At 62.4% G+C, this 25,792-nt stretch carries 27 protein-coding genes (1 of these 27 cut by a window edge); 7 read left to right on the forward strand and 20 right to left on the reverse strand.

Annotation, left to right across the window (positions count from 1 at the left end):
• From BSY16_RS12005 to BSY16_RS12020, 4 genes are all read right to left on the reverse strand, one after another.
• Window positions 1-337 carry the 5' portion of a TIGR00645 family protein gene (locus tag BSY16_RS12005; protein ID WP_069059874.1) on the reverse strand. Its footprint begins 164 nt before the window's first position, so only the first 337 of its 501 coding nucleotides appear in the window; its start codon is at window positions 335-337; its stop codon lies off the left edge, out of view.
• A gap of 127 nt (window positions 338-464) precedes the next feature.
• The gene (locus BSY16_RS12010) at window positions 465-629 is read right to left on the reverse strand and encodes a DUF1328 domain-containing protein (protein WP_023514833.1); all 165 of its coding nucleotides are present in this window, start codon (window positions 627-629) and stop codon (window positions 465-467) included.
• A gap of 225 nt (window positions 630-854) precedes the next feature.
• A complete protein-coding gene (locus BSY16_RS12015; RefSeq protein ID WP_069059875.1) occupies window positions 855-1,052 on the reverse strand; it encodes a CsbD family protein in 198 nt (65 codons plus the stop codon).
• 83 nt (window positions 1,053-1,135) lie between these two features.
• Window positions 1,136-1,474, reverse strand: a complete 339-nt coding sequence (locus BSY16_RS12020) for a hypothetical protein (protein ID WP_069059876.1) — start codon at window positions 1,472-1,474, stop codon at window positions 1,136-1,138.
• A 164-nt stretch (window positions 1,475-1,638) separates the two neighbouring features.
• On the opposite strand from BSY16_RS12020, the gene BSY16_RS12025 reads away from it, so the two are divergent.
• Together BSY16_RS12025 and BSY16_RS12030 are read left to right on the forward strand one after the other, a co-directional pair.
• Window positions 1,639-1,791, forward strand: a complete 153-nt coding sequence (locus tag BSY16_RS12025) for a DUF3309 family protein (protein ID WP_069059877.1) — start codon at window positions 1,639-1,641, stop codon at window positions 1,789-1,791.
• 29 nt (window positions 1,792-1,820) lie between these two features.
• The gene (locus BSY16_RS12030) at window positions 1,821-2,081 is read left to right on the forward strand and encodes a YMGG-like glycine zipper-containing protein (protein ID WP_069059878.1); all 261 of its coding nucleotides are present in this window, start codon (window positions 1,821-1,823) and stop codon (window positions 2,079-2,081) included.
• 77 nt (window positions 2,082-2,158) lie between these two features.
• Here the strand turns inward: BSY16_RS12030 and BSY16_RS12035 are convergent, their stop codons facing one another.
• Window positions 2,159-2,356, reverse strand: a complete 198-nt coding sequence (locus BSY16_RS12035) for a NepR family anti-sigma factor (RefSeq protein ID WP_069059879.1) — start codon at window positions 2,354-2,356, stop codon at window positions 2,159-2,161.
• Between the two features lie 149 nt (window positions 2,357-2,505).
• Here BSY16_RS12035 and BSY16_RS12040 point away from each other — a divergent pair, with 149 nt between their 5' ends.
• Window positions 2,506-3,306 (forward strand): response regulator, encoded by an 801-nt coding sequence (locus tag BSY16_RS12040; RefSeq protein WP_069059880.1) that lies wholly within the window; start codon window positions 2,506-2,508, stop codon window positions 3,304-3,306.
• A 50-nt stretch (window positions 3,307-3,356) separates the two neighbouring features.
• Here the strand turns inward: BSY16_RS12040 and BSY16_RS12045 are convergent, their stop codons facing one another.
• From BSY16_RS12045 to BSY16_RS12075, 7 genes are all read right to left on the reverse strand, one after another.
• Window positions 3,357-3,701 (reverse strand): RidA family protein, encoded by a 345-nt coding sequence (locus BSY16_RS12045; RefSeq protein WP_069059881.1) that lies wholly within the window; start codon window positions 3,699-3,701, stop codon window positions 3,357-3,359.
• A 118-nt stretch (window positions 3,702-3,819) separates the two neighbouring features.
• Window positions 3,820-4,335, reverse strand: a complete 516-nt coding sequence (locus BSY16_RS12050) for a gluconokinase (RefSeq protein WP_069059882.1) — start codon at window positions 4,333-4,335, stop codon at window positions 3,820-3,822.
• 12 nt (window positions 4,336-4,347) lie between these two features.
• The gene (locus BSY16_RS12055) at window positions 4,348-5,178 is read right to left on the reverse strand and encodes a dipeptide ABC transporter ATP-binding protein (RefSeq protein ID WP_069059883.1); all 831 of its coding nucleotides are present in this window, start codon (window positions 5,176-5,178) and stop codon (window positions 4,348-4,350) included.
• Window positions 5,175-6,029 carry an ABC transporter ATP-binding protein gene (locus BSY16_RS12060; protein WP_083242897.1) on the reverse strand — a complete coding sequence of 285 codons (855 nt, stop codon included), beginning with the start codon at window positions 6,027-6,029 and terminating at the stop codon, window positions 5,175-5,177. The genes BSY16_RS12055 and BSY16_RS12060 overlap by 4 nt, the downstream gene beginning before the upstream one ends.
• A complete protein-coding gene (locus BSY16_RS12065; protein ID WP_069059884.1) occupies window positions 6,029-6,937 on the reverse strand; it encodes an ABC transporter permease subunit in 909 nt (302 codons plus the stop codon). Before BSY16_RS12065 ends, BSY16_RS12060 begins: the two co-directional genes overlap by 1 nt.
• Before the next feature lie 11 nt (window positions 6,938-6,948).
• Window positions 6,949-7,953: an ABC transporter permease subunit gene (locus tag BSY16_RS12070; RefSeq protein WP_069059885.1), complete on the reverse strand. Its 1,005-nt coding sequence runs from the start codon at window positions 7,951-7,953 to the stop codon at window positions 6,949-6,951.
• Between the two features lie 103 nt (window positions 7,954-8,056).
• Window positions 8,057-9,652 carry an ABC transporter substrate-binding protein gene (locus BSY16_RS12075; protein WP_069059886.1) on the reverse strand — a complete coding sequence of 532 codons (1,596 nt, stop codon included), beginning with the start codon at window positions 9,650-9,652 and terminating at the stop codon, window positions 8,057-8,059.
• Between the two features lie 492 nt (window positions 9,653-10,144).
• On the opposite strand from BSY16_RS12075, the gene BSY16_RS12080 reads away from it, so the two are divergent.
• Together BSY16_RS12080 and BSY16_RS12085 are read left to right on the forward strand one after the other, a co-directional pair.
• Window positions 10,145-10,867 carry a helix-turn-helix transcriptional regulator gene (locus tag BSY16_RS12080; protein WP_069059887.1) on the forward strand — a complete coding sequence of 241 codons (723 nt, stop codon included), beginning with the start codon at window positions 10,145-10,147 and terminating at the stop codon, window positions 10,865-10,867.
• Window positions 10,868-11,024: 157 nt separating this feature from the next.
• Window positions 11,025-11,432: a response regulator gene (locus tag BSY16_RS12085; protein ID WP_069059888.1), complete on the forward strand. Its 408-nt coding sequence runs from the start codon at window positions 11,025-11,027 to the stop codon at window positions 11,430-11,432.
• A gap of 16 nt (window positions 11,433-11,448) precedes the next feature.
• Here the strand turns inward: BSY16_RS12085 and rirA are convergent, their stop codons facing one another.
• On the reverse strand, window positions 11,449-11,913 hold the full coding sequence (rirA, locus tag BSY16_RS12090; RefSeq protein WP_069059889.1) for an iron-responsive transcriptional regulator RirA: 465 nt from the start codon (window positions 11,911-11,913) through the stop codon (window positions 11,449-11,451).
• 177 nt (window positions 11,914-12,090) lie between these two features.
• On the opposite strand from rirA, the gene BSY16_RS12095 reads away from it, so the two are divergent.
• Window positions 12,091-13,134, forward strand: coding sequence for a Fe(3+) ABC transporter substrate-binding protein (locus tag BSY16_RS12095; RefSeq protein ID WP_069059890.1), 1,044 nt, complete (start codon window positions 12,091-12,093; stop codon window positions 13,132-13,134).
• 194 nt (window positions 13,135-13,328) lie between these two features.
• Here BSY16_RS12095 and BSY16_RS12100 read toward each other — a convergent pair whose 3' ends face one another.
• From BSY16_RS12100 to BSY16_RS12110, 3 genes are all read right to left on the reverse strand, one after another.
• Window positions 13,329-14,405, reverse strand: a complete 1,077-nt coding sequence (locus tag BSY16_RS12100; RefSeq protein ID WP_069059891.1) for a M48 family metallopeptidase — start codon at window positions 14,403-14,405, stop codon at window positions 13,329-13,331.
• A complete protein-coding gene (locus BSY16_RS12105) occupies window positions 14,395-15,486 on the reverse strand; it encodes a YjgN family protein (protein WP_069059892.1) in 1,092 nt (363 codons plus the stop codon). The genes BSY16_RS12100 and BSY16_RS12105 overlap by 11 nt, the downstream gene beginning before the upstream one ends.
• Window positions 15,487-15,624: 138 nt before the next feature.
• The gene (locus BSY16_RS12110) at window positions 15,625-17,121 is read right to left on the reverse strand and encodes a CoA-acylating methylmalonate-semialdehyde dehydrogenase (RefSeq protein WP_069059893.1); all 1,497 of its coding nucleotides are present in this window, start codon (window positions 17,119-17,121) and stop codon (window positions 15,625-15,627) included.
• 104 nt (window positions 17,122-17,225) lie between these two features.
• Between BSY16_RS12110 and BSY16_RS12115 the strand changes: the two genes are divergently transcribed.
• Complete coding sequence (locus tag BSY16_RS12115; RefSeq protein WP_069059894.1) at window positions 17,226-18,107, forward strand: LysR family transcriptional regulator; 882 nt, start codon at window positions 17,226-17,228, stop codon at window positions 18,105-18,107.
• A gap of 3 nt (window positions 18,108-18,110) precedes the next feature.
• On the opposite strand, the gene bcsN is transcribed toward BSY16_RS12115, so the two are convergent.
• The 4 genes from bcsN to bcsA are packed head-to-tail and all read right to left on the reverse strand — an operon-like array spanning window position 18,111 to window position 25,647.
• Window positions 18,111-19,052 (reverse strand): cellulose biosynthesis protein BcsN, encoded by a 942-nt coding sequence (bcsN, locus tag BSY16_RS12120; protein ID WP_069059895.1) that lies wholly within the window; start codon window positions 19,050-19,052, stop codon window positions 18,111-18,113.
• Between the two features lie 7 nt (window positions 19,053-19,059).
• Window positions 19,060-21,039, reverse strand: coding sequence for a hypothetical protein (locus tag BSY16_RS12125; protein ID WP_069059896.1), 1,980 nt, complete (start codon window positions 21,037-21,039; stop codon window positions 19,060-19,062).
• Window positions 21,036-23,393: a cellulose biosynthesis cyclic di-GMP-binding regulatory protein BcsB gene (locus BSY16_RS12130; protein ID WP_069059897.1), complete on the reverse strand. Its 2,358-nt coding sequence runs from the start codon at window positions 23,391-23,393 to the stop codon at window positions 21,036-21,038. The genes BSY16_RS12125 and BSY16_RS12130 overlap by 4 nt, the downstream gene beginning before the upstream one ends.
• Window positions 23,386-25,647 (reverse strand): UDP-forming cellulose synthase catalytic subunit, encoded by a 2,262-nt coding sequence (gene bcsA / locus BSY16_RS12135; RefSeq protein WP_286157131.1) that lies wholly within the window; start codon window positions 25,645-25,647, stop codon window positions 23,386-23,388. The genes BSY16_RS12130 and bcsA overlap by 8 nt, the downstream gene beginning before the upstream one ends.
• Window positions 25,648-25,792 lie beyond the last annotated feature (145 nt).

The raw sequence follows: 25,792 nt of genomic DNA on the forward strand, positions 1-25,792 counted from the left end.
ACGAGGCGACCTTGATCTTCAGGCTGCCGGAATCAAGTTTACCGAGGAAGGATACATCGGCCTCCGCCTCGTCGAAGCGGCTGACGAAATTCTCGTAGCCGGCGATCATCACCATCAGGATCAGGCTGGCGACGAGGGCCGCATCGATCAGGCCGAGCATGGCGAGGATCATCTCCGCATCGTCAAAGACGAAGACGTTCATCGCCACCTTGCCGAACTTGTAGAGAAACGACACCGCATAGACCGCAAGGGCCGCGACCAGGCCGAGATAGAAGACCACCAGGATCCAGCGGCTCGACAGAATGATGCGTTCGACCAGCAGTTCGAGGGATTTCATCGATCAGACTCCAAGGATTCGATTGGTGAACGCTGATTAACCAATACCCTTAAACCCCGCAAGACCAGCCTGCGCATGCAAAAAGGGCGACGTTCGCGAACGCCGCCCCTTCCGGAATGCTCCGTCTTCATGCCCTGCGGAACAGCCCTGCGATCAGTGACAGGACCAGAAGGGCGAGAAAGACGAAGAAGAGAATCTGCGCGATGCCGGCGGATGCACCGGCGATACCACCGAAGCCGAGCAGGCCGGCGACAAGCGCGATCACGAGAAAGACAACAGCATAATAGAGCATTTTCGAACTCCTTCTTTGTATCGAAAGAGAAACGGCGGGCTGTGGGAAAGGTTCCCGAGGCCTGGAAGAACAAAGCACTTTTATGACAGGCCCTTCCGGAACAAAACGATGTCGCCGCGGCCTTTCGGCTGCGGCGGCATGAGCGATGATCGAAATGGTCAGCGACCATCACTTCCTGGCACATAAGTCTTTCTTGAATCAATTCAGATTCAGGAAGCGCTATGCTTAGTGACGGCGCGCCCAATCATCGATCTGCCGCTCCGCCTCCTCCTTGGCGAGGCCGTAGTGCTGCTGGATCTTGCCCGAAAGCTCGACGCGGCGGCCCTGGATGACATCGAGATCGTCATCCGTCAGCTTGCCCCACTGCGCCTGGGCCTTGCCCTTGTACTCGGTCCACTTACCTTCGATAATATCCCAGTTCATGTCGCTGTCCTTTCTGTTCCGTTGAACGCGATGGCGTTGACCAAAGGAGAAGCGATCAACGCAGGAAAAGTTCCTGGCGATGTTCAGTGCAGCCTTGCCGGGCTCTCTGCGGGGTAGGTGTTTTCGGCAACGACCATGCCATCCGCCGGCGGGCTAACCTGACGGACATCGACCTGCAGCCCCTTCTCCCGCGTCATGCGCCAGGTGATCTCGACATCTTCCTCGATCCACGCCGGATCGACCGCCGCGCAACGGCCATGCACGATGCGCTTGCTGACGCCAGCGCCACCGAGTGCAGCGGGAAGCGCGCCCTGGCATTCTTCCATGGATTCAAACGCCACCTGGGGCGCCGGCAATTCTTCACAGGCGAGGCTGCCATGGCTGCAGCCGACCAGAAGCATGATAGCGGCTATGTGTTCCATTTCACTCTCCATCCCCGTGTCGGGTTGGGCAGGAAACGGGATGGCATGAAAAAAGTTCCGGAATGCCCGGATGACTCGGCTGTCACATTGTCGGGAACAAAATCCACCGGGACCCGTTGTTGGCGCATCGCTCGATAGCGAAGTGGACGTGAAAGGAAGCGTAGATGAGCACCATTCTCCTTGTTATTTTGATCCTGCTTCTCATCGGCGCCCTGCCGAACTGGGGATATAGCCGCGGCTGGGGTTACGGCCCCTCGGGAGGCCTGGGTCTGATCGTTGTCATCCTTCTCATTCTCGTCCTCACGGGACGCATCTGATCCCGAAACCTCTTCCAGGAGCCGGAACCATGAAGAAGACCATTATTGCGTTTGCGCTCATCGCCTCCACCGTCACGCTTACCGCGTGCAGCCAGACCGAACGCGGTACGGCGATCGGCGCGGCGTCTGGCGCCATTATCGGCGGGGCTGTGACCGGCCGCGCCGGCGGTGCGCTTGCGGGTGCTGCCATCGGTGGCGCAGCGGGCTATCTGATCGCTCGCTCCGATCGGAGCGGCTACTGCGTCTACCGCGACCGTTACGGCCGTCGCTACGAGGCCCGTTGCCGCTAAACGAGCACCTGTCCGAAACCAGAAACGGGCCAACAGGCCCGTTTCTTGACGTCTAGAACCAGGAAGAACGGATGTTTTCAGGAACCGCCCTTGGCCCGGGTTTCGGCCTCGTCAAGCTTTTCCAGAAGATCGAGCAGACGGCTCGGCACCGGCTCGGTCTCTATGACGTCGTAGAAGGATTTCAGCTTGCGGCCAATCGGACCGTTGGGGTCAAAGGCAGCCTTGGCAGGGGCGTTGCCGCTGCCGCGTCTCTTATCTTTACTGGGCTCGATCATGGTCTTGTTTCCATCGCCTGCCGCCCGCTATCTTCCTTTTGCCCAAGATTCCAAATAGCAAGTCAGACTTAGCATGCTACCAATAGGTTTCCGCATAATGAACTCTAGCGGAAACGGTTCCGATGCGGAACATATTCAGGGAGAACTAAATGTCACTTTCCACCCGTATTGCACCGCATCTCGCCTATCTGCGGCGGTTTTCCCGTGCCGTCACGGGTTCCCAGACATCCGGTGACGCCTATGTCGCTGCCATGCTGGAGGCGCTCGTCACCGATATCTCGCTTTACCCCGAGGGTCGCAACGACCGGATTGCGCTTTACCGGCTCTATTGCACGCTCTTCGAGAACCTCGATGTGACGCTGCCGGATAACACCTCGCCCTTCGGCTGGGAGCGGCAGGCCGCCGCCAACCTCGCCAACCTGCCACCGGCCGAACGCAAGGCATTCCTGCTGGTCGCTGTCGAAGGCTTCGACATTAGCGAAGCCGCCGACATTCTCGACGTTTCGGAAGAACACTTCGCCGAATTGCTCGACGAGGCGTCGCGCGACATTTCCAGCCAGGTCGCGACCGACATCATGATCATCGAGGACGAGCCGTTGATCGCCATGGACATCGAGGACATGGTGAGAGGTCTCGGCCACAATGTGACCGGCATCGCACGCACGCATTCGGAAGCGGTCGAGCTCTATCACCGCACCTCGCCGCGCATGGTGCTGGCGGATATCCAGCTGGCCGACGGCTCGTCGGGCATCGATGCCGTCAACGACATCCTGAAGAACAGCACGATCCCGGTGATCTTCATCACCGCCTTCCCGGAGCGGCTCCTGACCGGCGAGAAGCCGGAACCGGCCTTCCTCGTCACCAAGCCGTTCAATCCGGACATGGTGAAGGCGCTGATCAGCCAGGCGCTGTTCTTCGACGAGCAGGCGCGGCTCGCAAAATCCGCATAACAAAAAGGCCCGCGAAAGCGGGCCTTTTCATTTCTGCCGTCGGCCTGCGCTTAGAGTGCGGCGACGACGATGACTTCAACCAGATAGTCCGGCGTGGCGAGCTTGGATTCGCCGGTCGCGCGGGCGGGCGTGTGGCCCTGCGGCGCCCAGGTGTCCCAGACAGCGTTCATCTTCGGAAAATCGACCATGTCGGCAAGCCAAATCTGAGCGGACAGGATGCGGGTCTTGTCCGTGCCGGCGAGCGCCAGCAGGCGGTCGACTTCGGCCAGGGCCTGCTTGGTCTGCTCGGTGACATCAGAACCGGCTTCGCCGACCTGGCCGGCCAGATAGACGGTTCCGTTGTGCACGACAGCCTGGCTCATGCGCGGGCCGGTTTCAAAGCGTTTGATGTCCATGTCTCGTTCCTGTCACGTCTCGAAATTTTTCGGAAGCCGCAGGCGCGCGTTGGCCAGCAGGCCCGCCGTCTATAGGGCTGTCAGCGCAAAGATGCCAGTGCCCGCGGCAAATTCGAGGCTAGCGGAGCGCTTTCAGCCCGACGAGTGCTGCCGCGATGATCTGTTCGATCGACGCGTCGATATCGACGGTCACGACGCCCGGTTCTTGCGATGGATTTTCCAGCGTCGCGAGCTGGCTGTCGAGCAGGCTGGCGGGCATGAAGTGACCGCGGCGCGACGCCATGCGGGCCATCAGCAGTTCGCGGCTGCCCTTGAGGAAGACGAAGGCGAGTGAACCGCCGGCGGCTTGCCGCAGGCGATTGCGGTAGACCGTCTTCAACGCGGAGCAGGAAACGACGACGCTCTTGCCGTCTTGCAGTGTGTCCGCCATCGCGCGGCCGATCATGTCGAGCCACGGCCAGCGATCGTCATCCGTGAGCGGGATGCCCTTGGACATCTTTTCGACATTGGCGGCGGGATGCAGGCTGTCGCCTTCGATGAAGGCGGCGGAAAGGGCTGCGGCAAGGCCCTCGGCGACCGAGGTCTTGCCGCAACCGGAAACGCCCATGACGACGATCGCTTGGGCGTTCGTCATCGCGTCACGTCCTCAGGCGACGCGCTTGCGCCGTTCGATGCGGGCGCGGATGGCGTCCACGTCGACGCGGGGCGTCGCGGCGAAGAGGGTTTTTGTGTAGGCGTGCTGCGGGTCGTCGAAGACCTGGTCGCGGCTGCCATATTCCACCGCTTCACCGTAATACATCACCATCACGTCGTTCGCGATGTGGCGCACGACCGAGAGGTCGTGGCTGATGAAGACGTAGGTCAGGTGGAACTCGTCCTGCAGGTCGGCGAGCAGGTTCAGCACCTGGGCCTGAACCGAGAGGTCGAGGGCCGAAACCGGCTCGTCGAGAACCAGAAGCCGCGGGTTGAGCATCAGCGCGCGGGCGATCGCCACGCGCTGGCGCTGGCCGCCGGAGAACATGTGCGGGTAGCGCCCGTAGTGTTTCTCCTCCAGCCCGACTTTCTTCAGGATGGCCATGGCGCGATCGCGCCGCTCGTCCGCCGGGATCTTGGTGTTGATGATCAGCGGCTCCGTCAGGATATCGCCGATCTTCTTGCGCGGATTGAGCGAACCATAGGGGTTCTGGAAGACGATCTGCACCTTGCTGCGCATTTCCGACGTCAGCGGCTCGCTGGCGATATCGACCTTGCGGCCATCGATCAGCATGTCGCCTTCGGTGATCGGATCGATCATCGTGACCATGCGGGCAAGCGTAGACTTGCCGCAGCCACTTTCGCCGACGATGGCGAGTGTCTTGCCTTCCTCGACCTTGAAGCTCACACCCTTGACGGCGTGAACGGTCTTGCCCGGTTTGAACATGCTGCCGGGGATATGATAGTCGCGCTTGAGATTGCGCGCTTCGAGAACTGGGGTCATCGCATGGCTCCCGCAAAAATCTCGGCGTCGGTCAGCTTTTCCGTGATCGTCGGCAGGCGTCCGCCCACCGCATTTTCCGGAAGCGCCGACAGCAAGGCCTTGGTGTAGACGCTCTTCGGGTTTTCGAAGAGCGACAGCACATCGGCCGATTCGATCTGGCGACCCTTGTACTGCACGATCACGCGGTCCGCGGTTTCGGCCACGACGCCCATGTCATGGGTGATGATGATGAGGCCCATGCCGTATTCGGCTTGGAGCTTCATCAACAGGTCGAGAATCTGCTTCTGGATCGTCACGTCGAGCGCGGTGGTCGGCTCGTCGGCGATGAGAAGCTTCGGATTGCAGGCAAGCGCCGTCGCGATCATCACACGCTGGCACTGGCCGCCCGACATCTGATGCGGAAAATGGCCCAACCGCTCTTCCGGGTTCGGAATACCGACCGACTGGAACAGCTCGATTGCCCGGTCGCGACGCGCCTTGCGGTTCAGATCCGTATGGATGCGCAGCACTTCCTCGATCTGGAAGCCGACCGTGAAGCACGGATTGAGGCTGGCGACCGGCTCCTGGAAGATCATGGCAATGTCCTTGCCGATGATCTTGCGCCGTTCGCTGTCCGACATGGCCTGCATGTCGCGACCGTTGAAGGTGAGCACGTCGGCCGTCACCTTCGCCGTCCAGGGCAGCAGCCCCATGGCGGCGAGCATGGAGACCGACTTGCCCGAACCGGATTCACCGACGATGGCGAGCACGTCGCCCTCGTCGACCTTGAGCGAAACGCCATCCACGGCGCGGAAGGGACCGGTGGCCGTCTGGAATTCGACGGTGAGGTTTTTGATTTCGAGAAGCGACATCACGACCTCTTCAGCTTGGGATCGAGGGCGTCGCGCAGGCCGTCACCCATCAGGTTGATGGCCAGCACGGTGATGAGGATGGCAAGGCCCGGGAACGTCACGACCCACCAGGCGCGCTGGATGAATTCGCGCGCTTCGGCGAGCATCGTGCCCCATTCCGGCGTCGGCGGCTGAGCACCCATGCCGAGGAAGCCGAGGGCTGCCGCGTCGAGGATCGCCGCCGAGAAGGCGAGCGTCGCCTGCACGATGAGCGGCGCCAGGCAATTCGGCAGGATCGTCAGGAACATCAGGCGCAGCGTGCCCGCACCGGCGACCTTCGAACCGACGACATAGTCCTTGGTCTTTTCCGTCATGACGGCCGCACGCGTCAGGCGCACGAAATGCGGCTGGTTGACGAGCGAGATGGCGATCATGGCGTTGAGCAGGCCCGGCCCCAGAACCGCCACCAGCACGAGGGCGAGCAGCAGCGAGGGAAACGCCAGGATGATATCCATGACGCGCATGATGACCGTATCGACCTTGCCGCGGAAGTAACCGGCGACGAGGCCGATCAACACACCCGACACCACCGACAGCGTCACGACGACGAGACCGATGAACAGCGAGAAACGCGCGCCGTAGATGAGGCGCGAGAGGATGTCGCGGCCGACGGCGTCGGTCCCGAGAAGGTGTCCCCAGCTGCCGCCTTCTGAAAACACCGGCGGCAGGAGAAGGAGTTCGCGGTTCTGGACGCTCGGGCTGTGCGGCGCCACGATCGGTGCGAAGATCGCCACGAACAGGATCACCACGAAGAACGCGAGGCCGATGACGGCACCCTTGTTGCGCGAGAAGTAGAACCAGAATTCGGAGAGGCCGGAAGGCGGCGTGCCGCCCGTCTTGACCTCGGTCGTATTTTGAACTGCACTCATGAGATCGCCTCCTAGTGCCGGATACGCGGATTGGCCCAGCCGTAAAGCAGGTCCACCACGAGGTTGACGATCATGATGACGGCAGCGATCAACATCAGGCCACCCTGCACCACGGCATAGTCGCGCTTGAAGACGCTATCGACCATCCACTTGCCGATACCCGGCCAGGAGAAGATCGTCTCGGTAAGGATGGCGCCCGCCAGAAGCACGCCGACCTGCAGGCCGATCGTGGTGATGACGGGGATCATCGCATTGCGCAGCGCATGCACGCCGACGACCCGGAACGGCGAAAGACCCTTGGCGCGGGCGGTGCGGACATAGTCCTCACCGAGCACTTCGAGCATGGCCGAACGGGTCTGGCGCGCGATGACCGCGAGCGGGATCGTCGCGAGCACGACGGTCGGCAGGATCAGGTAACTCACCGCCGATTTGAAGGCGCCGGCCTGTCCCGAGATCAGGCTGTCGATCAGCATGAAACCGGTGACCTGCGGGAAGAAGTACATCAGCGAGATGCGTCCCGAAACCGGCGTCCAGCCGAGATAGCCGGAAAACACGATGATGAGCAGCAGGCCCCACCAGAAGATCGGCATCGAATAGCCGATGAGCGCGACGCCCATCAGAGACTGGTCGAGCCAGGTCCCCCGTTTCACCGCGGCGAAGACGCCGGCCGGAATACCGAGGAGAACCGCGACGATGATGGCGCAGAGCGAGAGTTCCAGCGTCGCCGGGAACAGGTTCATGAAATCATCAAGAACCGGCCGCTTGGTGACGATCGACGAGCCGAAGTCGCCGGTCAGAAGACCGCCGAGATAGTCGAAATACTGGACGTATATCGGTCGGTCGAGGCCGAGCTGGTGCATGAGCTCGGTGTGCCGTTCCGGAGCCATGACGCGTTCGCCCGACATCAGCATCACCGGATCGCCCGGCAAAAGTCGAATGAAGGAGAACGCGATCAGCGATACCCCGAGGAACGTGGGTATCAGAACGGCAAGCCGTCCGAAGATGAAGCGCAACATGGGAGCCAATCCCTTCTTTCTTTAGAAAAACCGGCGGCTCGAATGTCTTCGAGCCGCCGGCCATTACACGCTCTTTGCGGCGTGCCTTTTTTCGTAGCCGATATTACTCGGCGATGTCCACGCCTTCGAAGACGAAGTCACCAAGCGGAGACTGAACGAAGCCCGAGACCTTCTTGCTCATCGGAACGACGGCAAGCGAATGGTCGAGGGTGTTCCACGGCGCTTCGCGCTTGAAGATGACCTGCGCCTCTTCATAAAGCTTGGTGCGCTGTGCAACGTCGGCGGTTTCCTTCGCCTTCGTCATCAGGTCGTCGAATTCCTTGTTGCACCACTGCGCACGGTTGTTGCCGCCGACAGCGTCGCAGCCGAGCAGGGTGTCAAGGAAGTTGTCCGGATCGCCGTTGTCACCGGTCCAGCCGAGGATGGCCGCGCCGTCGCGGTCCTTGGCAGACGAGAGCTTCAGGTATTCGGCCCATTCGTAGGAGACGATTTCGACTTCGACGCCGACCTTGGCAAGGTCAGCCTGCATCAGTTCTGCTGCACGGCGGGCGTTCAGCATGTACGGACGAGCAACCGGCATGGCCCAGATCTTCATCTTGAGGCCCGAAACACCGGCGTCCTCAAGCATCTTCTTGGCAGCTTCCGGGTCGAACTTGTCGTCTTCGACAGCGTCGTTATACGACCACATGGTCGGCGGGATCGGGTTCTTGGCAACGGTTGCCGCACCCTGGAAGACCGCGTCGACGATGGCCTGGCGGTTGATCGCCATGTTGAGAGCCTTGCGGACCTCGACCTTGTCGAACGGCGGAACGAGCGTGTTGTAGGCGAGGTAGGCGACGTTGAGGCCGGCCTGCTCGGAGATGTGCAGGTTCGGATCGGCCTTCAGCTCGGCGACGTCAGCGGCGTTCGGATAGGACATCAGGTGGCATTCACCAGCCTTCAGCTTCTGCGCGCGAACGGCAGCGTCCGTGGTGATCGCGAAGACGAGATCGTCGATCTTCTGCTTGCCACCCCAGTAATCCGGGTTTGCCTTGTAGCGGATGGCGGCATCCGGCTGGTAGGCGACGAAGGTGAACGGACCGGTGCCGAGCGGCTGCTGGTTCATCAGCTCCATCTTGCCGGCAGCCTGCAGCTTGTCGGCATATTCCTTCGATACGATCGAGATGAAGGGCATGCCGAGGTTGGCGAGCAGGGGTGCTTCCGGGCGCTTCAGCGTGATCTTGACCGTCAGGTCATCGACCTTCTCGACCTTGTCGAGAACATCCGGAAGACCCATGCCGGAGAAGTATTCCCAGGACGCGCCCGGTACGTACTTGTTCCACGGATTGTCAGCCTTGTACTGGCGCTCGAACGAGAAGATCACGTCGTCGGCGTTCAGCTCACGCGTCGGCGTAAAATACTCGGTCGTCTGGAACTTCACTCCCTTGCGGAGCTTGAAGGTGTATTCCTTGCCATCGGCAGAAATTTCCCAGCTCTCGGCCAGCGCAGGCTCGAGTTCCGTCGTGCCGCGCTTGAATTCCACGAGCCGGTTATAAACAGTGTGCGCGGCCGCATCGAAGGTCTGGCCGCCCGTGTAGAGACCGGGGTCAAAACCTTCCGGTGACGCTTCCGAGCAATATACGAAGGTCTTCGACCAGGCGGCAGACGCCATCAGCGAGGCAAGCGCCGTCGCAGCGATAAGAGTAGTCAGCTTTTTCATAGTGAGCTTCCCAGATTTGCTTTTTTGTTCTCTTGTTACGGGCTCGGGTGCATTTCCAGCCCCGGCTTGCGCGGATGGAACGACATTTGCCGCAGGATTGCAATAAGTCTGCGAACAAATTTGTCCATTCGGAAAAAACTCTAGAACAGCATTCTCCACAGCATTAGGAACCGCGAAAAAGCGGTGCGAATCGCTCGCTGGAGCCCCTGTCAATCCCCACCTGCCCTGATAGCGACGTTCAGGCCGCCGTGTCATAAGGCGGGCAACGAGGTAAGAGGGGCTGTCCTTCGCCGTCTCGCACCGTGGCGGCGGAGCGAGACGGCAAAAAGGAGGACAGCCCCTCTTTTTTATTTCCCCTTTCCTATCAGCGAGTTATCGCTCAATCGGCCCGAAAACGGCGAGCCGTCGCGAAATTGTCCCGCAAAACCCTTTGCCGCCAGAGATTGCGGCGCTAGATTGCATTACGTGGAATCTTGGGGGGTGGGAGGCCACGTGGCCGTACTGAACCAACATTTTAGAAGATACGATTTTGAAGGCGATCTGGAGAAGGCGCTCAATCGCGTCGATTTCTTTCGCATTTTCCATACGATGGCACTGCGCTACGGCTTCGAGCATTTCGGTGTGCTCCAGCTGGCAAATGAGCATGAGACCAGCACGCTTGCCGCTCGCCTCGTGTTGCACGATCTGCCGGCTGGCCTCGCCGAAACCTATGACAAACGCCACCGGCTCAACGACTCCGCTCTGTTCCGCAGCTTCTACAAATCCACGATCTCGACGGTTTGGCAGGCCTCCGACCATGCGCATAACGGCTCATCCGCCGAGGGCGCCGACTTCATCGACCAGATCGGCTTCGACATGGCGCTTTCCATTCCGGTGCACTCGGTCGCCGGCACGCGCTACATCGTGCTGTTCCTCGGCGACGGGGACGACATCGGCCGCACCGAGCATTTCGAGATCTGCTACGAGGCGAACTGCGCGTTCGACTATTTCCACCGGCAGGTCCTCGCCAACAAGGCGGGCATGGGCCTGACGCCGCGCGAAACGGAAATCCTGCGCTGGATTTCCTACGGCAAGACGGCGAGCGAAATCGCCCTCATCGTCTCGGTCTCCGAGCACACCGTGAACTCGCATACCGCGACCATTCTCAAGAAGCTCGACGTGGTCAACCGCACGCAGATGGTCGCCAAGGCGATCCGCGAGCAGATCATCCAATAGCGCGCTCGGGACCGCCAAAGGGCATAGCGGCGCTATGGAACAATTCCTCGCCATAGCAAAGTTAGGGACTTGTTAATGAACGCGGCCTGGAAGACAGTAACCGCCGCTTGTCCGGGCTCCGGACGCCGTTTCGACGCAATCAGGTTCAGCTACCACCATGCCAGCACAAGTGCATATCCTGCTCGTCGATGACGATCCTGCGGAAAACCTCATCCTCAGCGCACTCATGCGCAAGGTGACGAGCTATGCGATCACGCTGCATTATGTGGAGACGGTAGAGGACGCGCTCGGCTTCATCCGTTCGTCCGGCGCGGGGCTCGACATGGTGCTGATGGACAACCGGCTTCAGCCGCAGGCGGATTTCCGCGAAACCGTGCCCGAGCTGCGGCGCAACGGCTATATCGGCCCGGTCGGCGTGATCTCGTCGTCGATCAGCGACGCCTACTTCCAGAAGATCGACGACTACGGCGTCGATTTCCGCATCGACAAGGCCGAACTCGATCCGACGGCTGTCGAATTCATTCTGCAGGAATATGTGAAGCGGGACGTCAGCGCCGGGCAGTAACCGGCGCTGTGCTTTCTCAGGCCGCCGGCTGCTGGGCGATCGGCGCGATTTCCAGGCCGAGCAGGAAGCCGATCTGCGGGCGCGCCTTGACGAGATCATCGATCGTATATTGCTGGAGCACGTCGAAGAAGGCGTTCAACGCCTTGCGCAGCGCCGCGTTGAGGCCGCAGCTGTCGACCAGCGGGCATTCGACCTCACCCGCCTCGAAACATTCCGCCATGGCGAAGGAATCTTCTGTCACCCGCACCACATCGAACAGCGTGATCTCGCTGGCGGGCTTCGGCAGGCGCACGCCACCGTTGCGGCCGCGCACCGTCTGAATGATGCCGGCCTTGGTGAGAGGCTGGAGGATCTTGAACAGAAACAGCTCCGAGACGCCGTAGGCCCGGGCAATCTCCGGAATGCGGCTGAGCTTGTCACCGTTCGCCGCGCAGTACATCAACATGCGCACGGCATAGTTGGTTTGTTTCGTCAGGCGCATCGGGAACTCCGAATCCGGTTTAAGTCCGAACACATATAGGACGGATCGCCGTTTAGAACAATTCCAAAAAGCGGAAAATCACATTCATGTTATGACAGTGGTCGCACGGTTGACTGCGGGGGGCAAGCCGTTAAACACGACTTTAGCAGTCAGGAATAAACACACTAGGAGGACCATATGAAACTGCTCAAGACGTCCCTCGCCGCCCTTGCTCTCTCGACCGCTGGTTTGGCCCTTGCCGTACCGGCTCACGCAGACGGTGAAGTCAACATCTACTCCTATCGCCAGCCGGACCTGATCAAGCCGCTGCTCGACGAATTCACCAAGGAAACCGGCATCACCACCAATGTGCTCTTCCTCGACAAGGGTCTCGTGGAGCGCATCCAGGCAGAAGGCGCGAACTCCCCTGCCGACGTTATCCTGACGGTCGATATCGCGCGCCTCACCGAAGCCAAGGACGGCGGCGTCACGCAGCCGGTCCAGAACGACACCATCAACAAGGACATCCCGGCGCAGTACCGCGATCCGGATGGCAGCTGGTTCGGCCTCACCACGCGTTCGCGCGTCGTCTACGCCTCGAAGGACCGCGTTGCGCAGAACGAGATCACCTATGAGGAGCTTGCCGACCCGAAGTGGAAGGGCAAGATCTGCACCCGTGACGGCCAGCACTCCTACAATATCGGCCTCACTGCATCGATGATCGCCCATCACGGCGAAGCCGAAGCGGAAAAGTGGCTGACCGGCCTCAAGAACAACCTCGCCAAGAAGCCGGATGGCGGCGACCGTGATCAGGCCAAGGCGATCCTCGCCGGCGAATGCGACCTGGCACTCGGCAATTCCTATTATGTCGGCCTCATGCTGACCAATGAGAAGGAGCCGGAGCAGAAGGACTGGGCGGCCGCCATCAAGGTGCTCTTCCCGAATGCCGGCGACCGTGGCAGCCACGTCAACGTATCCGGCATGGCCCTCGCCAAGAACGCGCCGAACAAGGACAATGCCGTGAAACTCATGGAATTCCTGTCGGCCGGCAACGCACAGAAGATCTATGCCGAGCAGGTCTACGAATATCCGGTCCTGCCGGGCGCGGAGCCTTCGGAGATCGTCAAGTCCTTCGGCACGCTGAAGGCGGATGCCCTGCCGCTCGTCGACATCGCGGCAAACCGCAAGAAGGCCTCCGAACTGGTCGATAAGGTCGGCTACAACGACGGCCCGTCGCAGTAATTACCCAGCCTCCCAAGGCTAACACAGGAAACGGCGGCTCTCGGGCCGCCGTTTTCGTTTCATACCTGCTTCGTCATGGTCGGGCCTGACCCGACCATCCGCGCTTCGGGCGCGACCGTGGATCCTCGGCTCAAGGCCGAGGATGGCCACAGAGTGTGCGGGTTACCGGCGCGGCGGCCGTCAGCCACCGCATCCTATTGCAAATCCGGGTCCGACTGGCCGGAGATGATCCGGGCATAGTCGGTGATTTCCTTCTTGCGCTGTGGCGTGCCCGGATGGGTGGAGAGGATATTGGTGTCCGACTTGTCGCCGAGCTTTTCCTCCAGCAGCGTGAAGAAGCGGGCGATTGCCGTCGGGTCGTAGCCGGCTTTCGCCATCAGTTCGACGGAGCGGCGGTCGGCTTCGGCTTCGGCACTGCGGGAATAGGAGAGTGCCAACAGGCCGCCGCCCTGCACCAGAACGTCCTCGACGGCCGAGCCGACGTCGCCGGCGATCAGCATGATCAGGCCGGTCATGCCGGCGGCGCGATAGAATTGCCGGAGACTGTGCTCCAGCTCGACATGGCCGATCTCGTGCGCCAGCACGCCGATAACCATTTCCGTGTCTCCCCCCGCCAAGGTGACAAGCTGGTCGGTGATGACGAGCGTGCCATCCGGCAAAGCAAAGGCATTCGGGCCGATCAGCCCGCCGTCGCGGAAATTGAGACTATAGGCGCCAGCACCACGCGGTGACTGCCCGGCGATACGCGCGAAACCGTCGGCGATTTCCTTGCGACGGCCATCGGGCAGCTTGGTCGGAGAGAAGGTCGTCTGGTCGAGCGCTTCGAGCGTGCCCTTCGCCATGAGCTGCGGCACGATCGGCGGAGTCGTGGCGATCGCCACTTCGACGAGCGCCGGCACGCCCCAGCGATAGACCGCTCCGCCCAGCACGAAAGCCAGCAGGACGATCACGACAAGGCGCAGGCGGAACTGTTCCAGCCAGTGCACGATGCCGGCACCGCCCTTGCCCCGCGCCGCGAGGTAGCGATCGATGCCGTCATTGTCCCAGGTCTCGAAGATCGAGCCGTCGGGGAACGTCACCCGGCGGGGGATGGAGCCGACGCGGCCGGAAATCTCCACCCAGGAGAGGCCCGCACCGGCGAGTGGCTTTTCGCCTCCCACCGGCACGGCCGCGATTTCCCCGGCTCGCTCGACGAGGCGAGCCTCGACCGAGCGGCTCGAGCCGGCGGGGTGCCATTCCCCACCGGCGATTGCGGCATTGTCAGAAGCCAAAATCAAACCCTTCAAAGTCCATGAACTCCGAGCCGACGGCCGAACCCTGTGCCTCGATCCGGTTGAACAGTTCGCCGACATCGCCCGTGAAGGTGACACCGGTATGTTCCCAGGTATAGCGCGCCATGCGTACCGCAGCCCAGGGGCGCATAAGGCCGAGGGTGAGGATCGTCACGATCACGTTGGAAGTGGCGATCCAGGTATAGCGGGTGCGCGATACGTCGCTCATCAGCTGATGCTGGCCATCGAAGGTCGTGGTCGACCAGGTGATGTTGCGCACGCCCGCCTTGTAGAACAGGCCGGCAATGCCGAAGGTGGCAAAAAGCACGATATAGCCAATGACCGCGCTGAAAATGAGCGGGATCTGCTGTTCGGGTGTCAGCAAGCCGGGCGTTTCGATCATCGGCAGGATGAGCGAAAGGTTCATCAGGACGAGGAGCGCGATGATGCCGAGGCCGACGAGCGCGATCAGGAACGACAGAAGCCAGGACTTGTAGAGCGGCCCGAGCTTGGGGTCGGTGTCGAAGGCCTTGCCGCCATAGCGCAGGTTCGAGCCGACATAACGGGCGACCCAGCGGCTGGCGAGCGGCGTCAGGATGCCGATGGTGATGACGGCGAGCAGGCCACCCAGGATGAAGGCCTTGAACGCACCGCCCGCACCGCCGACGAAATCGAAGCGCACATTGCGGTAACTGGTGACGCGGGCGCTGAAGCGCAGGCCCTTGGCGACCAGCCACGGCAGCGCGATCAGCACGACGAGGGTCGGCAGCAGCACGAGGATCGGAACGAGTGCGGCGATCACGTTGAGCACGATGAAGCCGCCAAGCACGATCAAGCGGCCGATGAGGATCTGCAGCCCCTTCGCATGGTATTCAAAGGACCGGCCGAGCAGCACGGTATTGCCGTAGAAGTAACGGTTGCGGCGGACTTTTGCCCAGGCGGAATAAATGCCGAGCGTGATGATCGTCAAAAGCACATTGACGATCCAGATGCCGAAATATTCGGATGCCTTGCCGGTAAACACAATCCGGTGGAAGCCGCCCGCCTGTCCTGCGGGCCGCGCCGATTCTGCAAATGACATAGTTTGCCCCTTCCAAATGCATAGAACACGAGGGGTAAACGGGCCGGGCTTCGCCCCTATTCTTCGCAAAGCACAAAAAAGGGGCAATGCAAAAAGGGCTCCCGGTGGGAGCCCTTTTCGATATTCAATCCAGAAGGATCACTTCATCGTCGGCATGACGAACTCGGCACCGTCCTTGATACCGGACGGCCAGCGGCTGGTGATCGTCTTGGTGCGGGTCCAGAACTTGATCGAGTCCGTGCCATGCTGGTTGAGGTCGCCGAAGGACGAGGACTTCCAGCCGCCGAAGGAGTGGTAGGCCAACGGAACCGGGATCGGCACGTTGACGCCGACCATGCCGATGTTGATGCGGCTGGCGAAGTCACGCGCAGCGTCGCCGTCACGGGTGTAGATCGCGACGCCGTTGCCGTATTCATGCTTCATCGGCAGGTCGAGGGCTTCTTCGTAGTTCTTGGCACGAACGACGGACAGAACCGGGCCGAAGATTTCCGTCTTGTAGATTTCCATGTCCGGCGTGACGTTGTCGAACAGGCAGCCACCGACGAAATAGCCGTCTTCATAACCCTGGAGCTTGAAGCCACGACCGTCGACGACGAGGTTGGCGCCTTCTTCCACGCCCTTGTCGATGAGGCTGAGGATGCGGGCCTGCGCTTCCTTGGTGACAACCGGGCCCATGTCGGCCTTGTCATCGGTATACGGACCGATGCGCAGGCTTTCGATCATCGGCGTCAGCTTTTCGATCAGACGGTTGGCGGTTTCCTCGCCGACCGGAACGGCAACCGAGATCGCCATGCAGCGTTCGCCGGCCGAGCCGTAGCCGGCGCCCATCAGGGCGTTTGCGGCCTGGTCGAGGTCGGCGTCGGGCATGATGATCATGTGGTTCTTCGCGCCACCGAAGCACTGGGCGCGCTTGCCGTTGGAAGCAGCCGTGCCATAGACGTAGCGGGCGATCGGCGTGGAGCCGACGAAGGACACGGCAGCGATATCCGGATGCGCCAGGATACCGTCGACCGCACCCTTGTCGCCGTTGACGACGTTGAGGATACCGGCAGGCAGGCCTGCTTCGATCATCAGTTCGGCAAGACGGATCGGCAGGGACGGGTCGCGCTCGGAGGGCTTCAGGATGAAGGCGTTGCCGCAGGCAATGGCCGGCGCAAACATCCACATCGGGATCATGCCCGGGAAGTTGAACGGCGTGATACCCGCGCCGATGCCGACCGGCTGGCGGATCGAATACATGTCGATGTTCGGGCCGGCGCCTTCGGTGAACTCGCTCTTCATGAGATGCGGGATGCCGATGACGAATTCGCAGACTTCGAGGCCGCGGATGACGTCACCCTTGGAGTCTTCGACCGTCTTGCCATGCTCGCGGGACACCAGGACGGCCAGTTCGTCCATGTTCTGGTTCAGAAGCTCGACGAACTTCATGAAGACGCGGGCGCGGCGCTGCGGGTTGGTGGCGGCCCACTTCGGCTGCGCGGAAAGCGCGCTGTCGATCGCGGCCTGCAGGTCGGCGTCGTTGGCAAGCGCGACCGTCGCCTGAACTTCGCCCGTCGCCGGGTTGAAGACGTTCGCGGTGCGGCCGCTGATGCCGGCGACCTTCTTGCCGTGGATGAAATGGCCGATCTCGTACATAGGGAGTCCTCCGTTGTTATGAGAGGATCATCGCACTTCAATTTGCACAACTCAATCACCTCGGATAAGGAACCGTTGTGCAAAAATTAAAGTCGGAGGCGGAAATGAACTGGGATGACGCACGCATGTTCCTGGCCGTTGCCCGCACCGGCCAGATCCTCGCCGCCTCCCGCCGCCTCGGTGTCAACCATGCGACGCTGAGCCGCCGCGTAAGCGCTTTGGAAGAAGCCTTGAAGACGCGGCTTCTCATCCGCCGCACCAATGGCTGCGACCTCACCGCCGAGGGCGAGGTGTTTCTGCGTGCCGCCGAACGCATGGAGACGGAGATGCTGGCGGCCCAGGCGAGCATCGGCCGCATCGACACGGCCGTCGCCGGCACCGTGCGCGTCGGCGCACCGGACGGTTTCGGCGTGTCCTTCCTTGCCCCCCGCCTCGGACGGCTGACGGCGCGGCATCCGGAGCTGAAGATCCAGCTCGTGCCGGTGCCGCGGTCCTTCTCGCTGTCGCAGCGCGAGGCGGATATTGCTATCACCTTGGAACGGCCGGAACAGGGCCGCCTCGTCTCGTCAAAGTTGACGGACTACACGCTCGGCCTCTACGCCTCGCACGATTATCTCAAGGAAAACGGCACGCCGGAAAGCGTCGAGGACCTCAAGGGCCATCGACGCGTAGGCTACGTGGAAGACCTGATCTTCACCGCCTCGCTCAATTTCACCGGCGAGATCATGCGCAGTTGGGATGCCGGTTTCGAAATCTCAAGCGCCACGGGCCAGACGGAGGCCGTGCGCTCCGGCGCCGGCATCGGCATCCTGCATGACTACATCGCCCGGCAATATGGCGAACTGGTGCGGCTTCTGCCGGCCACTTCGATCCGCCGCGCCTACTGGACGACCTGGCATGAAAGCGCACGCGACCTCGCCCGCGTGCGCACCGTGGCGGAATTCGTGCAGGAAATCGTGCGGCAGGAGCACGACATCTTTCTTTGAGCCTCAGTCGGCTTCGGTCAGCGACGCCGTTTCGGGCATCGGCACCAGCGCGCTTTTCACGCGCATCGCCGCCTTGTCCCCGGACTTTTTCTCTGGCTTCTTGGTCACCGCGACCTTTACCTTCTCCTCCACAGTCTCGCCCGGTAACGGGACACGCACGGCATTGCGGATGACGGCCGGTTCCTCCCTGCGCTTTTCCTCCACGACGCGACGCTTGGGCGTGCGGCGCGGCTCCACCTCGACGCTGTCGTCAAGGATCACGGCTGGCTCGGCACGCGCCAGCATCGGCTGGCTTCGCATAGAGCCGCTGCCGCCGGCATAGCTCAGCAAGTCGAACGTTTCGCGCGTCACCGGTTTCAGCCGCATGCCATCCATCAGCATGGCGAGGCGCTCCTGCGGAAGGGTCGGATGGCAGAAGCGCAGACGCACCTGCGCAGAATAGTTGCCGGTGCCGAGCCGACCCATTGGCGAGACACGCTTGGCGAACTGCCAGGCGTAGACACAGCTCCCAGCCTTGCCGAGCGGGCCGGTGGCATATCCGTAGACGCCGTGCAGGTTCTGCCCGGGCGCCGCATTGATCGCCATCGCGACGCCCGGCAGCGCCTGCCGCATCTCGGCAAGAATTGCGCTGCGTGTCGGCGCCCGCAGGAAGACCATGCCCTCCGAGGGCGTACCGACGCGCACGGTCAGCAGGTTTTCGCCGGCGGATGCCGTGGCGTTGGTGTAGACGATCTTCTGCTCGAAGAAATCGGCGCGCGACGTCTGGCGCACGCTTTCGATGCGGCCCGCAATCGACGGCAGATAGGCCGCCGCAAAGTCCGGGGAGACCTCCGTGGAGAGCGGCGGCGCATCCGGCCGGATAGCACCGGTTTCGAGGAACGGGTCGGGCACGGCGGTGCAGCCGGCGATGAGAAACGGGATTGTGGCGACAAGCAGCCAGCGCATGGGGGTCCTATCGGGTCGAAACGGCGGAGGAGACGGCAAGACCGCGCGCGGCCGCGGGATCGTAGAGATGCATGTTCAGCCGGGTGAAAACGGCCTGTGCCTGGCTGCGGTTGCCGAGATGATAGTAGGCCCAGCCGCGCAACTGGCTGAGATCGGCCGGCTCGGCGACGAGGCTGGCGCGCGCGTTCAGGGCATCGAGCACACGCTGGTATTGCTTGTGATCGAAAGCCGAGCGCGCCCGCTGCCAGTAGATTTCGGCACGCACTTCCCGCTCGCGCTTTTCCGACAGCGGATACATCGCGATCATCGCCTCCGCATCGTCCGTCAGGCGGCCGCGGAGCAGAGTGAGGGCTGCACCGTAGGCAGCATCCTGCTGAGTGCGACTGTTGCCGAGCGCGGCCTCGAAGGCGTTGCGGGCGTCCGCGATGCGGTTCAGCTCGAGATGACACCAACCCTTGATGAGCATGGCGTCGGCCGAGACAGCCCCGCGCGCTTCCAGGTTGGCGATATCCTTGATGCAGGCGCTGAAGCGCTTCGCCTTGAAATGCGCAAAATAGCCGTTGCCGCTGCCAGCGCTGCCTTTTGCCGATGTCGACACGGCAACCGGCGTCTCGACGGCTACGCTGCGACGGGCCTTCGGCGGTGTCGCGATTTTGATCTCTGCCCAGATATCCGGATAGATGTCGCGATACTCCGCCTCCAGCGCCGCGTAATCGGTTTTCTCACCAAGGCGCATGAGGCTGAGGGCGAGGCCCTTGACGCGAACCGGCGCGCTTTCCCAATCCAGCGACTTCAGGAACCAGGCCTTCGATGCCTCGTACTGCCGTGAATTATAGGCGTACCAGGCGAGGATTTCCGCGTGGTCGGCATTCGATGTCGCAAGGATGGCATTGCTGTAGGCCGTCACGGTTTTCACATCCGCATCCGGCTGGTCGGACTTCGAGAAGCGCAGCGACAGCGCGGTCATCAGGAATTCGGGATCGTCGGCAAACTCCGAGATATAGTCCTCCGCGATCGCATAGGCCTCGTCCTGCTTGTTCTGGGCGGCCAGCGAGAGATAGAGGCCCTTGGCATTCTCTTCGTCGCGACGATTTGCAAGTGCTGCCTTGAACCAGCGCTCGGAGTTTTGCGGGGCCTTCAGCTTCAGGTCGTACCAGCCGAGCAGCGACAGGTCTTCGAGGCGCTCGCCCTTGTCCGCCACCGCGCGCAGCTTGCCGACCTCGTCTGCGGCGACCGGCGTCTGGCGCTTTTCATCTGCATTGAAGTCCGCGACGTCCTTGCGCGTCAGGTCGAGTTCGACCGGCTCGAGACCGGCTTGCAGCATTGGCGACACGGCCAGTACGCCCATCGCCTTGCGCACGTCCTCGGAAGAAAAATCCCGAGTGGATTTTTGCAATGTGGTCAGGATCTGCTGGTCCGGCAGGCGTTTGTCACCCTCCCGGAAGAGCAGGCCACGATAGACCTTGGTAAGTGCATCCTTCGCACCGGTCTCGGCGTAGGCGTCGAGCAGCATCCAGACGAGATCGATTTCCTGCTCGCTCGCCGGATCAAGTGCCTTGGCGGCCTCGATGACACCCATCCAATCCTTGCGGGCGGTGGCGGCCATCATCTCGACGCGTTGCTTTCGGCGGGCGAGCTTGCCGGAAAAATCCTCGCTCGGCAGCCACTCGGGGTTTTCAGAGCGGCGGCGGCCGATCTCCGCTTCGACGCCGATAAAGTCGTTCTTCTCATAGAGCGCCCAGAGTGCGCTTTCGTCTATCTGCCGTGCTGCTGGCGAATAGACATCGGCCGGCACGACGAAATCCGGATATTTCTGGCGCAGCCGGTTCGTCTCGGCTTCGAGCCGGTCCTGCTGCTGCTGTTCGGCATAATAGTAGAGCGCCGCCAGTTCGACGTCGCCGGGACCGGCCTTGGTATCGGCGGCCAGGACCAGCGGGGCGAGCGCCGTGGAGCCGGCAAGCAGGGTGGAAAGAAACAGCGTTCTCATTTATCGGACCTCACGCCCTTGCGCGGCACGACGAGCCCCAGCCAGACGGCGAAGGCGCCGAGGCTGGCGAGCACGAGCAGCACGTAAATCTGGAAATTATCGGAGAACCAGGCGGCCGCGATCCGGCGCAGGTTGCCGGGACTGCGGTCGGTCAGGCCGGCGACGTAACGCTCCGCGGCCGGCAGGCTGACAAGCGACAGGCCCGCCGTCTCTATCGTTGCCGTGCCGCCCTCCAGGTCGCGCCAGACCGTGGGGTCGACGAGACGCTGCACGCCGGCATCGAGGTCGCGCGGAGAATTTGCCTTGATCACCGTCCAGGTCGCATTGCCGCCGGGTGCGTGCATCTGCGACAGCGTCACCAGGGACCCCTCGCCGTGGGGCGCGACGCGGGGGCCTTCGTCCCCCTGATAGTTCAGCCAGCGGCCAAAATTCGTCGACGCGGCGGAAAGCCAGCGCTGCGTACGTGCGCTGAAAGACAGGTCGTCCTCCTGTTGCGCGGTGGAATTGTGGAAGGCCTGGAGAAGGTCTGCCGTGTCGTCGCCCGTGCCGCGCGCGCCATCGGACACCGAGGCGGTGACGACCGGGTCTGGTCTGAGGAGGTCGGCGACGGAGGCATTGATATCCGCGGCACTCGGGAAGGCCGCCTTGTCGGCAGAACCAAGGTCGGCAAAGTCGTTCTGCGACGACACGACAAGCGCGTCCCGGCCCGTGCCTTCCGCAGGCGTGCCGATGGCGATCTTCGCATTCAGCGGCGCACGGGCGGATAGCGCAAGGCGCGAGAGAAGGGTTAGGCCTGCGCCGACGGATTGCTCGTCCGCCCGGTCAATGACGAGGTCGAACGGTTTTCCGCCGCTATAGGGATAGGCCTTGCTCGCAAGCGCCGCCAGATCCGGCAGGCGGCCGAGGCGGGCGAGCGCCGGAACCTCGATCGCGGTCGTATCGAGCAGGATGAAGCGCGGCTTGCCGTCGTCGCGCTCTTCCGGCCGGCAGCTCGCATCCGCCGCCATCGGCAGCTCCGCCAGAAGCTCAACACGGTTGACGCCTGGCCGGAAGGCGCGCAGCGGCAACTCGATGCGCTTGCCATCGAACTGCTCGCCCTCGCGGTTGCGGAAGGGATAGCTTTTGACGACCTTGTCGTTGACGCGCACGAGGAGCTGCGCGGTCTGCTCCAGCCCCGGCGAGGTTGCAGCGTGGAGGCGAAGGTCGAGCGTCGCATATTCGGCGGGATAGAAGTCCGCCGGCATTTCCACGGCAAAATCCGTGCGCGACAGGCGACCGGAGAAGACACGGGTCTCATAGCCCGCCTCCCTCAGCGTGCGCCGCTCGCCGGCATCGACGGACAGCACGCCCCTGCCCTTCTCGAAGATGCCGGTCTTCAATCCATCGGCCATCGCCCCCTTCACGGCCGTGAGAACGGCCGCGTTGACGTCACCGAGATTGGCCGCGCGCAGGATGACGGCTGCCCGGTCGGCGGATGCGCCGGCCTGAACGGAAAGTCCGCGTGCGACCGGTGCGAAGCCAAGCTTGGCGAGCGTCGCGCCACCGTTCCGGTCCATCGCCATGATGAGGTCTATGCCTGGACCCGTGCCCGGCTTGTCGGCGACGGAGACCGTCACGTCATCGCGATTGAGAAAGAGGATGAGAGATTGCAGCACCGGAGCGACCTCGTTCAGCGCTTCGGCACTCAGCGCACCGGGAACGACGACGCGGATATCCGTGCGGTGTTCTGCGTTGCGTCGTACGGCGAGCAGGCTGTCAAAATCAGCGAAGGCCGACGACGCGCCCGATGCGAAGCCGCTCAGTGCCGGATCGAGCTTCGTCCAGAGTTCGTAAGTGGCATCCAGCGAGCAATCGACGCGATGGTGCTGCCGGGCGCGGACGCGCACGACATTGCGGCCGGCCTTGAGAAACTCGGATGCAACGGCGATCTTTTCCGTCAGCGTCCGGTTCGGCGAGGCGATGGTAAAACCGCCGAGGTCGCGGCCGTTTATTTCCACATCCATCATCGCGGTATCCGGCAGTACGGAGACGGCATTGATATAGGCAAGGTTCAGCGTGCCGCCGGCGGAGACCTGCGGGCCATCGAGCGCGAAGGTGAAGGTGGCGACGTCATCCTCGCCGGACAGCGTGAAGGCATCCGACGCCTGCTCGAAGGGCACGAGCATGCCGGCTACGCCTTCGGCCGGCTCGTTCTTTTTTGTGGCCACGGGTTGCGGCAGCAGGCCGCCGCTGAGTGTGGTGCCCTCAAGCAGCGGCTTGACGGCATCTGCCACAAGCCCCTCCGCCCGGCCGCTGCCGGCCGAAGCGATGAGGAGAGCGAGCGCCAGCGGTGTAAAAAAGGTGGGCTTAGCCATAGGCCTGGGCTCCTGTGAGGACCGGCGGCAGCTCCGTGGCGCGGCCGGGGATCTGCGCATTGTTTTCCTTCACCACGATGGGGGCGTCGGCGAAGGATTTGACGGCGTTTTCGCGCATGAGGCCGGCCGAATAGCGGAGCGCGCGGAGCGTCTCGCGGATGCTCCAGAGAGCGAAGCGCGAGGTGCCCCAGAAGAAGCTGTGGCGCACCTGGCGGCGCACCAGCCGCTCCTGCAGGACCGCCTGGTCCGAATACATGAGCTCGGCGATCGCCATAAAGGTTTCGGGCGTGCGCTCCTTGTAGGCAAAGCCGTAGACGGTGCCTACGCCTACACCGCGGCTGGAGCGGCAGATCACGTCGAAGGAAATGATCTGGCCAGCGCGGCGCAACTGGATCGTCGCTTCGAGCGGGGTGTCGAGGTCGATCTCCGGTGCCTGCTCGACGAACTCCACCGAGATGCCGCCGGAAGAGGCATCCTGGATGATGATGTTCTTGAGCTTGCCATCCACCTTCATCAGCGCGTGGCGCTTGACGGGAAGGCGCTGGTTGCGGCGCAGTTCCCGCCGCTCGGCGACGACCCCGAGCGCGGCGCCGGCGAGGCCGAGATTGATGAGGTTCCAGCCGGCGACAATGGTCAGGAGTTCGGTGGCGACCGGCTCCGTCAGGAAGCGGTAACCGGAATAGAGAGCGGCGGCCAGCAGCACGAAGAAGATGATGAAATACGGCCGGGCGAGCGGCGACAGCATGCTGCGATCCAGCGTCTGGCCCTTGGCCGTGACGTTGAAGGTGGGCTTTCGCGGGTTGCGGATGACGCTGACGATCGAGCCGAACAGCAGCACCGACTGGACATATTCATAAAGCTCGGAGACCCAGGGCCAGCGCACGCGACCGTAGAGGTAGCTCTGCATGGCGAAGGAGCCGATGAGGTAGGTCACCGCATAGGAAGCGAATTCGAGGATATTCGCCTGGTAGATTTCCAGCGAGAAGAAAATGTAGAGCAGCGGCGAGAAGACGAAGGCGAGCCGCGAGAGCGGAAACAGCCAGAACAGGTTGATGCCGGCATAGCAGATGCGTTGCGCCAGCGTCAGGCCCTTGGCCAGGAATGGCCGGTTCAGGATGAGTATCTGCAGCATGCCCTGGCACCAGCGCGCGCGCTGGCCGATGAAGGAGACGAAGGTCTCCGGCTGGAGGCCGGCGATCAGCGGCTTGTCGACATAAAGGCTGTGCCAGCCCTTTGAATGCAGCGCCAAGGCCGTCTCGCAATCCTCGGTGATCGACTGGCCGGAGAAGCCGTTGGCCGCCGAGAGTGCCGCACGGCGCAGTACAGCCGCCGAACCGCAGAAGAACGACGCGTTCCATTTATCGAGCCCGCGCTGCAGGATCGAATAGAACATCTCGTTTTCCGACGGCATGCGCGCGAAGGTCTGGAGGTTCTTTTCCAGCGGATCCGGGTTCAGGAAATAGTGCGGCGTCTGGACGAGGAAGAGTTTTTTGTCCTTGGCGAAGAAGCCCACGGTCTCGCGCAGGAATTCGCGCACCGGCGCATGGTCGGCATCGAAGACGACGACGAGTTCACCGCTCGAAACCTTCAGGCCCTCGTTGAGATTGCCGGCCTTGGCGTGGTCGTTCTGCTTGCGGGCGTGATAGTGCACGCCGAGCGAGGCGCAGAGCGCCTTCAGCTGCTCGTGGCGGCGGATCGCGGCGATCGAGATGCGCGGGTCCTTGTGGTTGCGCTTCGCCTCGGTACCGCCGTCGTCCAGCAGATAGACGTTCAGCTTGTCCTTCGGATAGTGCAGCGACTTGGCGGCCGCGAGTGTGCCGGCAAGCAGCTCCGGCTCCTCGTTGTAGGACGGAATGAAGACGTCGACCGTCGGCAGGTCCGCCGCATCGCCGAGGTCCGGCGCCTTGCGCTTCAACGGATCGGCCAGCATGAAGAAGCTGATTGCCAGCATGGCGAGGCAGTACATCTCGGCGAGATACAGGATCAGGCCGGGGATGAAGTTCAGCGGTTCGTGGATGCTTGGCAGCGTTTCCGTCGTACGCCAGGACGCGTAGCGCATGGCGAGGATGCCGGCAAAGGTGAAGGTGACGAGCCGGAGGGTGGTGTTCTTCGGGCGCGTCATCGCCAGGAACATCACGCCGAGCACGGCGAAACTGAGAACAAGCTGGGCTTGGAGGCTGAGCGGCAGCCAGAGAAGGAACAGCCCGAACATGCCGGCGGGAATCGCCAGCCATTTGACGCACGTCATGTGCATTTGAAGAACCCCATTTGCATCGCGGCAGCGCGTCATGCGGACCGGTCCCACACAGGAACAGGTGAGACCCTAGGGATTCATTGGTCAACGGATTGCTAATGCAGTGCCAAATCGGGACTGCCACCGCTGGCGTGGTAAAGGAAGG

The sequence above is a fragment of the Sinorhizobium sp. RAC02 genome (assembly GCF_001713395.1).
Lineage (GTDB): Bacteria > Pseudomonadota > Alphaproteobacteria > Rhizobiales > Rhizobiaceae > Shinella.

Excerpts from the sequence above, each read along its gene's own strand:
- BSY16_RS12010 (WP_023514833.1), bottom strand. The coding sequence starts at position 629 with ATGCTCTATTATGCTGTTGTCTTTCTCGTGATCGCGCTTGTCGCCGGC.
- BSY16_RS12015 (WP_069059875.1), bottom strand. The coding sequence starts at position 1,052 with ATGAACTGGGATATTATCGAAGGTAAGTGGACCGAGTACAAGGGCAAG.
- BSY16_RS12020 (WP_069059876.1), bottom strand. The coding sequence starts at position 1,474 with ATGGAACACATAGCCGCTATCATGCTTCTGGTCGGCTGCAGCCATGGC.
- BSY16_RS12025 (WP_069059877.1), top strand. The coding sequence starts at position 1,639 with ATGAGCACCATTCTCCTTGTTATTTTGATCCTGCTTCTCATCGGCGCC.
- BSY16_RS12030 (WP_069059878.1), top strand. The coding sequence starts at position 1,821 with ATGAAGAAGACCATTATTGCGTTTGCGCTCATCGCCTCCACCGTCACG.
- BSY16_RS12035 (WP_069059879.1), bottom strand. The coding sequence starts at position 2,356 with ATGATCGAGCCCAGTAAAGATAAGAGACGCGGCAGCGGCAACGCCCCT.
- BSY16_RS12040 (WP_069059880.1), top strand. The coding sequence starts at position 2,506 with ATGTCACTTTCCACCCGTATTGCACCGCATCTCGCCTATCTGCGGCGG.
- BSY16_RS12045 (WP_069059881.1), bottom strand. The coding sequence starts at position 3,701 with ATGGACATCAAACGCTTTGAAACCGGCCCGCGCATGAGCCAGGCTGTC.
- BSY16_RS12050 (WP_069059882.1), bottom strand. The coding sequence starts at position 4,335 with ATGACGAACGCCCAAGCGATCGTCGTCATGGGCGTTTCCGGTTGCGGC.
- BSY16_RS12055 (WP_069059883.1), bottom strand. The coding sequence starts at position 5,178 with ATGACCCCAGTTCTCGAAGCGCGCAATCTCAAGCGCGACTATCATATC.
- BSY16_RS12060 (WP_083242897.1), bottom strand. The coding sequence starts at position 6,029 with ATGTCGCTTCTCGAAATCAAAAACCTCACCGTCGAATTCCAGACGGCC.
- BSY16_RS12065 (WP_069059884.1), bottom strand. The coding sequence starts at position 6,937 with ATGAGTGCAGTTCAAAATACGACCGAGGTCAAGACGGGCGGCACGCCG.
- BSY16_RS12070 (WP_069059885.1), bottom strand. The coding sequence starts at position 7,953 with ATGTTGCGCTTCATCTTCGGACGGCTTGCCGTTCTGATACCCACGTTC.
- BSY16_RS12075 (WP_069059886.1), bottom strand. The coding sequence starts at position 9,652 with ATGAAAAAGCTGACTACTCTTATCGCTGCGACGGCGCTTGCCTCGCTG.
- BSY16_RS12085 (WP_069059888.1), top strand. The coding sequence starts at position 11,025 with ATGCCAGCACAAGTGCATATCCTGCTCGTCGATGACGATCCTGCGGAA.
- rirA (WP_069059889.1), bottom strand. The coding sequence starts at position 11,913 with ATGCGCCTGACGAAACAAACCAACTATGCCGTGCGCATGTTGATGTAC.
- BSY16_RS12095 (WP_069059890.1), top strand. The coding sequence starts at position 12,091 with ATGAAACTGCTCAAGACGTCCCTCGCCGCCCTTGCTCTCTCGACCGCT.
- BSY16_RS12105 (WP_069059892.1), bottom strand. The coding sequence starts at position 15,486 with ATGTCATTTGCAGAATCGGCGCGGCCCGCAGGACAGGCGGGCGGCTTC.
- BSY16_RS12110 (WP_069059893.1), bottom strand. The coding sequence starts at position 17,121 with ATGTACGAGATCGGCCATTTCATCCACGGCAAGAAGGTCGCCGGCATC.
- BSY16_RS12115 (WP_069059894.1), top strand. The coding sequence starts at position 17,226 with ATGAACTGGGATGACGCACGCATGTTCCTGGCCGTTGCCCGCACCGGC.
- bcsN (WP_069059895.1), bottom strand. The coding sequence starts at position 19,052 with ATGCGCTGGCTGCTTGTCGCCACAATCCCGTTTCTCATCGCCGGCTGC.
- BSY16_RS12125 (WP_069059896.1), bottom strand. The coding sequence starts at position 21,039 with ATGAGAACGCTGTTTCTTTCCACCCTGCTTGCCGGCTCCACGGCGCTC.
- BSY16_RS12130 (WP_069059897.1), bottom strand. The coding sequence starts at position 23,393 with ATGGCTAAGCCCACCTTTTTTACACCGCTGGCGCTCGCTCTCCTCATC.
- bcsA (WP_286157131.1), bottom strand. The coding sequence starts at position 25,647 with ATGCACATGACGTGCGTCAAATGGCTGGCGATTCCCGCCGGCATGTTC.